The 6,228-nt window shown below is 48.0% G+C and carries 7 protein-coding genes; 5 read left to right on the forward strand and 2 right to left on the reverse strand.

Annotated elements, in window-relative coordinates; all coding sequences use genetic code 11:
* Window positions 1–76 precede the first annotated feature (76 nt).
* The 4 genes from ribD to ribH are packed head-to-tail and all read left to right on the forward strand — an operon-like array spanning window position 77 to window position 3,585.
* Window positions 77–1,183 carry a bifunctional diaminohydroxyphosphoribosylaminopyrimidine deaminase/5-amino-6-(5-phosphoribosylamino)uracil reductase RibD gene (ribD, locus tag AAIG11_RS01885; RefSeq protein WP_343184583.1) on the forward strand — a complete coding sequence of 369 codons (1,107 nt, stop codon included), beginning with the start codon at window positions 77–79 and terminating at the stop codon, window positions 1,181–1,183.
* A 4-nt stretch (window positions 1,184–1,187) separates the two neighbouring features.
* Window positions 1,188–1,841 carry a riboflavin synthase gene (gene ribE / locus AAIG11_RS01890; RefSeq protein WP_343184584.1) on the forward strand — a complete coding sequence of 218 codons (654 nt, stop codon included), beginning with the start codon at window positions 1,188–1,190 and terminating at the stop codon, window positions 1,839–1,841.
* Window positions 1,842–1,858: 17 nt separating this feature from the next.
* Window positions 1,859–3,076 (forward strand): bifunctional 3,4-dihydroxy-2-butanone-4-phosphate synthase/GTP cyclohydrolase II, encoded by a 1,218-nt coding sequence (locus AAIG11_RS01895; RefSeq protein WP_343184585.1) that lies wholly within the window; start codon window positions 1,859–1,861, stop codon window positions 3,074–3,076.
* 41 nt (window positions 3,077–3,117) lie between these two features.
* Window positions 3,118–3,585 carry a 6,7-dimethyl-8-ribityllumazine synthase gene (gene ribH, locus AAIG11_RS01900; protein ID WP_343184586.1) on the forward strand — a complete coding sequence of 156 codons (468 nt, stop codon included), beginning with the start codon at window positions 3,118–3,120 and terminating at the stop codon, window positions 3,583–3,585.
* Between the two features lie 106 nt (window positions 3,586–3,691).
* Here ribH and AAIG11_RS01905 read toward each other — a convergent pair whose 3' ends face one another.
* Window positions 3,692–3,976: a DUF427 domain-containing protein gene (locus AAIG11_RS01905; RefSeq protein WP_343184587.1), complete on the reverse strand. Its 285-nt coding sequence runs from the start codon at window positions 3,974–3,976 to the stop codon at window positions 3,692–3,694.
* A 244-nt stretch (window positions 3,977–4,220) separates the two neighbouring features.
* Between AAIG11_RS01905 and ndk the strand changes: the two genes are divergently transcribed.
* A complete protein-coding gene (ndk, locus tag AAIG11_RS01910; protein ID WP_425499398.1) occupies window positions 4,221–4,634 on the forward strand; it encodes a nucleoside-diphosphate kinase in 414 nt (137 codons plus the stop codon).
* A gap of 22 nt (window positions 4,635–4,656) precedes the next feature.
* Here the strand turns inward: ndk and AAIG11_RS01915 are convergent, their stop codons facing one another.
* Window positions 4,657–5,868, reverse strand: coding sequence for a 6-phosphofructokinase (locus AAIG11_RS01915; protein WP_343184588.1), 1,212 nt, complete (start codon window positions 5,866–5,868; stop codon window positions 4,657–4,659).
* Window positions 5,869–6,228 lie beyond the last annotated feature (360 nt).

A 6,228-nucleotide genomic window follows, 5' to 3' on the forward strand; every position in this document is an offset into this window, starting at 1 on the left:
TGAAAAATCCCGTTCCTGAAGCGAAAGCGAGCTTCAGGATTTTTTATTTTCCTGATGAAGAACAGGAGTGAAAAGGATGCATGAAGGACATGAAGTATGGATGAAACGCGCCCTGGAACTGGCAGAAGAAGGATGGGGCACTACCAGCCCTAACCCTCTGGTGGGAGCGGTGCTGGTAAAAAATGGAAAACTGATTGGGCAGGGACGTCATCTTCGTGCGGGTGGTCCCCATGCAGAAGTGGAGGCACTGCATCAGGCAGGTGTGGCAGCGTCAGGGTCCGATTTGTATGTGACACTGGAACCATGCTGTCACTTCGGAAAAACGCCTCCCTGTGCCGAAGCTCTCATCAGGGCTGGAATTCGGCGGGCATATGTGGCCATGCAAGACCCTAACCCATTGGTGGCAGGAAATGGCATACGCATGCTTCAGGAAGCCGGCATTGAAGTGGTGGAAGGGATTCTGGAACATGAGGCCCGGGAGCTGAATGATGTTTTCATTCACTTTATTACCCACCGAACTCCCTATGTTATTTACAAAACGGCAATGAGTCTTGATGGAAAAACGGCAGCCAATACAGGGCATTCTCAATGGGTTACCGGCGAAGCAGCCAGACGGTCTGTTCATTGGATGCGCCAGCGGGTGGGTGCCATTATGGTGGGAATCAGCACAGTCTTGAAGGATGACCCACAATTGACGGTGCGCGGTTTACCAATGCCCCCAGTACACCCCCTGCGCATTGTTGCTGACAGCCAGGGACGCATTCCCCTCACCTGTCAACTGGTTAATCGAGTGGGTGATGCACCGACAATGGTGGCTACCACAGAAAGAATGGATCAGGAAACTGAAATTAAGCTTCGAAAAAAAGGCGTTCAGGTGTTAAGAACACATTCTGTTCAGGGGCAGGTTAATTTAAAAGAGCTGCTTGAAGAACTGGGAAAGAGAAACATTGACAGCCTGTTGCTGGAAGGCGGAAGTACTCTGGCAGCAGCCGCTTTGGAGCAACAACTGGTGGATAAAATCATGTTTTATCTTGCGCCAAAGTTGATTGGAGGCAGCCTCGCACCTGGTGTTTTGGCGGGGAAAGGAATTGACTGGATGGATGATTGCACATGGGTGGATGATATGAAGGCCCGTACCATTGGCGAAGACATTCTCATCACCGGAACCATTCGAAAGAGGTGAAAAAATGTTCACAGGAATCATTGAAGAAATTGGTGTCATTGAAAGCATCCATCATCAGGGTGGTCAGGCCATGCAATTGGTGATCCATAGTCGGCAGGTGTTGGAAGATGTGCGACTGGGAGACAGTATTGCTGTGAATGGTATCTGTCTGACGGTGACCCGTTTCACACCTCAGTCATTTCAGGCAGATGTGATGCCGGAAACATTTCGTAGTACCAGCCTGGCTGGTTTAAAATCAGGCTCACGGGTAAACCTGGAACGTGCGTTGCAGGCCAATGGAAGATTTGGTGGACACATCGTATCAGGCCATATTGACGGCGCGGGAACTCTGATCCGAAACAGTAGAGAAGCCAATGCTCTTTGGCTTGAAATTGAAGCAACCGATGCGATCATGAAGTACATTGTTTTAAAAGGATCGGTTGCGCTGGATGGTACCAGCCTGACTGTTTCGAAAGTGTGGGATAAGCGATTTGCAGTTTCAATCATACCGCATACAGCTGAAATGACAATCCTTGCGGAAAAACAGACTGGTGACAGGGTAAACATTGAGTGTGATGTGCTGGCAAAATATGTGGAAAAGCTCATGAATGGTGGCAGGCAGGCAGTGAATGAAACAGGCAAGATCACAACTGCCTGGCTGCAAGAGCATGGATACTGATGATGGGAGTGAAAGAAATGACAGAAACGAAGTTTGATAACATTGACAAGGCACTGGAAGAAATCAGAGCCGGGCGCATGATCATAGTGGTGGATGATGAAGACAGGGAAAATGAAGGTGACCTGCTGATGGCTGCAGAAAAAGCAACGCCAGAAGCCGTCAATTTCATGGCACGCTTTGGGCGTGGACTGATTTGCGCACCCATCACAGAAGAACGGGCGCATCAACTGAAGCTTTCCCCCATGACCATGCGGAGTACAGATAATCGTGAAACAGCATTTACAGTGTCGGTTGATGTGCAGGGAGTCACCACAGGCATTTCTGCTTACGAGCGTGCCCAGACAATTCAGGCGTTGGTTGATGAAGCAACGACCGCCGATCAGCTCATTCAGCCAGGACACGTATTTCCGTTAGTAGCCCGTCCGGGCGGCGTGTTAAGCCGCATGGGACACACAGAAGCGGCAGTTGATCTTGCTGAAATGGCAGGAATGGTACCGGCAGGTGTGATTTGTGAAATAATGAGCGACGATGGTACCATGGCTCGTGTTCCTGAGTTAATGAAATTTGCATCAGAACACCAGTTGGTCATTATCACCATCGCAGACCTTGTGAAATACAGACGCCGCTCAGAAAAACTCATTACCCGGGCAGCAACAGCCAAAATGCCAACGGAACATGGTGATTTTACGCTGGTTGCCTATGAAAACCAGCTAAATGGAGAACATCATGTCGCACTGGTGCTGGGAGAGATATCACCTGACGAGCCGGTACTGGTGAGGGTACACTCCGAATGCCTCACAGGTGATTCGTTTGGATCAAAACGTTGTGATTGTGGTAAACAACTGGCAGCTGCGTTGGAAAGGATCAACCAGGAGGGCAAAGGCATTCTGCTTTATATGCGGCAGGAGGGAAGAGGCATTGGACTGGTGAACAAAATTCGTGCCTATGCACTTCAAGATCAGGGAAAAGATACGGTGGAAGCAAATTTGCTGTTGGGATTTCCGGCAGATATGCGGGATTATGGCATTGGAGCTCAGATATTGAAGGATTTAGGAGCTCAGAAAATTAGACTGATGACCAACAATCCCAAAAAGATGGTGGGACTGCAAGGGTATGATCTGGAAATTGTGGAAAGGGTGTCGTTGGAAATGCCCTACGAATTAGAAAATGAACGTTACATGAAAACCAAGCAGGAAAAGATGGGCCATATGCTGGAACATCTATTCCACCAGTAAAATCATCAGCATAATAAAAAATGTATCAGGAGGAATCAATAATGAAAACTTACGAAGGAAAATTATTGGCACAGGGATTGCGATTTGGTATTGTGGCAGGCAGATTCAACGAATTTATTGGAAGTAAACTGCTGTCGGGCGCGCTGGACGCGCTTCAGAGACATGGCGCCGAAGAAGGAGATATTCATGTGGCCTGGGTGCCCGGAGCATACGAAATACCCCTTGCAGCTCAAAAGATGGCAGCTTCTGGCAAGTATGATGCCGTCATAACACTGGGAGCCATCATTCGTGGTTCCACCCCTCATTTTGACTATGTTGCGTCTGAAACAGCTAAAGGAGTGGCTAAAGTATCGTTGGATTTTGGCATGCCGGTGATCTTCGGTGTGCTAACCACAGACACGATTGAACAGGCCATTGAACGGGCAGGAACTAAAGCAGGCAACAAAGGATGGGATGCCGCCACTTCGGCGATAGAAATGGCAAATCTAATGAAATCCATGGATGCATAGGCATGGAAGAACAGCCAAATGTCTGAAAACCAATGTAAAACCCTGGTTCTGCTTAGGAACCAGGGTTTTGCAATTGGACGCTCATCAATGTTAATTTGCGAAACAACTAATCCGGTAATACCTCCACTTCTTTCCAGAAAGCAATATGACTGCGAATATGAATTGCTTTTTCTTTGGGATGTGGGTAATACCAGGCTGCATTGCTGCATCTTTGACCTCTGACCTCCACATGGTAGTAGCCGGCCTCACCTTTCCAGGGGCATATACTCTTAAAGTCACTGGGTTCCAGATAGTGCATGTGAACATCCTGTTCGGGGAAATAGTGATTCCCTTCCACCACCAGGGTGCGGTTGCTCTGGGCAATCATCACTCCTTGATACATAGCTTTCATTTTTAAACCTCCCTGCCGCTTCAAAATAACGTCTGCCACGTTCAACTCATACCCGTTTTTTGTCGTATACAGACAAAATGAAGGGGGACTACAGCATTAATCATTGATTTGTGACAGAAAATTCTTTAGAATGTCATCAAGGATTAGTAAAATCTGATTTGTTGCAGTAATGAATGATGTCATGCGGTACGACGATGTGGATGGCGGGACGGCGATGCTGCAATCACGAAAAGGAGCGATGACATTGAACCAGACGTTGGTGGTCATTAAACCCCAGGCAGTGGCAAGGGGTCTTAGTGGAAAAATCATGGCACGTTACGAAGAAAAAGGCCTGAAGCTGGCAGCGGTGAAATTGATGCAGGCAGATAGGGATCTGCTGGCGCAACATTATGCTGAACATGCAGGTAAATCATTCTACGACAATTTACTGGAAACAATGGAAAGTGGACCCGTGCTGGCCATGGTGCTGGAAGGTGCCGATGCTGTGACGGCGGTCCGAATGCTCAATGGAGCCACAGACCCTCTGAAGGCGTCTCCGGGAACCATACGGGGTGATTTCGGACTCGAAATGGCCCATAATGTGGTACATGCCTCCGACAGCATTCAGAGCGCCCAGCGAGAGATTTCTCTTTGGTTTCCGGAAATGGCTGTCAAATAGTTGGCTGGTGAAATCAGAACGGCTATCTCCGAACTATTCTGGGGATTGCCGGTGCCCGTAGATGGGCAATGGAAGGCAATGAACCCACCAGAGGGCGAGCATAATTTTTAAAAGCATCTGTCACATAATTGCCCTCGTTGTTAATGAACTCAGAGGGCATACTTTTTGTGTGACGAGCCACCTGATCCAGAGGTGTCAGGCGATAATCCACTGAATAATCGCCGGTACGGTGAATGGTAACTGAACCGTCTGCATCATACCAAATAGCAAACTGGGCTGCTTTTTCCCCAACTTCCCGGGCTTCATTCTGATCAATACTGGAGACAGCCAGAGGGAAAGAGCGTTGTAAATACCCGAAAGTATCAGAACGTACCCGTTTGACACCCAGCTTTTCCTTCACGAAATTGGCTAACAGATCGCCTAAAGCTCCACCAGAAAGATTCACATTGCCATGGGCATCTTTTTCCACGGTTGGCGTCAGTGTGGCAGCTACGGGAGTGCCGCTCTCATCTGATATTCCTTCAGAAACGGCAACAACACAGCGACCGTACTTGTCATAAACCGATGCGACATCGATCAGTAACTTTTCAAGGGAAAAGACCCGTTCTGGCAGGTAAATCAAGTGGGGGCCGTCGTCATGGTATTTTTGTGCCAAAGATGCTGCTGCTGTCAAAAAACCTGCGGTACGTCCCATAACCACCCCGATATAGACACCGGGAAGGGAACGGTTATCAAGATCGGCGCCGGTGAAAGCCTGGGCCACAAATTTGGCTGCCGAACCATATCCGGGGGTATGATCATTCACCAGCAGGTCATTGTCAATGGTTTTGGGAATATGAATAGCCCGAAACTCATAATCGGATTTTTCTGCATAGGCATTGACAATTCGAACCGTATCTGCCGAGTCATTGCCGCCAATATAGAAGAAATATCGAATTTCGTGGGCCTGAAGCATTTCGAAAATGGCAAGACAATACTTTTCGTCGGGCTTATCACGGGTTGACCGGAGTGCAGAAGAAGGTGTCACAGCAATTTGTTCCAAGTTATGTGTGGTTTCTTGAGTCAAGTCAATAAAGTTTTCGTTAATAATGCCGTTCACGCCGTTAATGGCTCCATACACCTTGGTCACCTGTGGAAACTTGCGGGATTCCAGAACTGCCCCCACCAGTGACTGATTAATGACTGCCGTGGGGCCCCCACCCTGGGCCACCAAAACTTTTCCTGTCAGCTTCATTTTCTGCACCTCCATTTTTTGTGGTTCTCAGTGTACCATTACCCATATTATGAGAAAAATCCACAAATGAAAAAACAGCCCCACAACATGAATGGACGTGGCAGTCCAAAACAGGTTGCAGAGAAGCAAGAGAATGCAATTCTGAGGTTGTCGAAAAAGTCATGTTTTAGAGATGAAACATGGCTTTTTTGCGCTTAGAATCAGTTTTGAGGGGTGATATTGCTTTGAGAAAGGGTATTCCTATCCTCTATTATCAAGGATAGTGGCGATTTTTTTCACATTAAGCGCAGTCGCCGTTAACAGCGCCTGTGCCTTAACTCCCTCTGACCCACGATAGTGAGCGTACCTCATGCCACTTAG

Source organism: Anoxynatronum sibiricum, from assembly GCF_039414295.1.
Taxonomy (GTDB): domain Bacteria; phylum Bacillota; class Clostridia; order Peptostreptococcales; family Tindalliaceae; genus Anoxynatronum; species Anoxynatronum sibiricum.

Bases quoted from the DNA above. Each gene is read 5' to 3' on its own strand.
- ribD (WP_343184583.1), top strand. From the start codon at position 77: ATGCATGAAGGACATGAAGTATGGATGAAACGCGCCCTGGAACTGGCA.
- ribE (WP_343184584.1), top strand. From the start codon at position 1,188: ATGTTCACAGGAATCATTGAAGAAATTGGTGTCATTGAAAGCATCCAT.
- AAIG11_RS01895 (WP_343184585.1), top strand. From the start codon at position 1,859: ATGACAGAAACGAAGTTTGATAACATTGACAAGGCACTGGAAGAAATC.
- ribH (WP_343184586.1), top strand. From the start codon at position 3,118: ATGAAAACTTACGAAGGAAAATTATTGGCACAGGGATTGCGATTTGGT.
- AAIG11_RS01905 (WP_343184587.1), bottom strand. From the start codon at position 3,976: ATGAAAGCTATGTATCAAGGAGTGATGATTGCCCAGAGCAACCGCACC.
- AAIG11_RS01915 (WP_343184588.1), bottom strand. From the start codon at position 5,868: ATGAAGCTGACAGGAAAAGTTTTGGTGGCCCAGGGTGGGGGCCCCACG.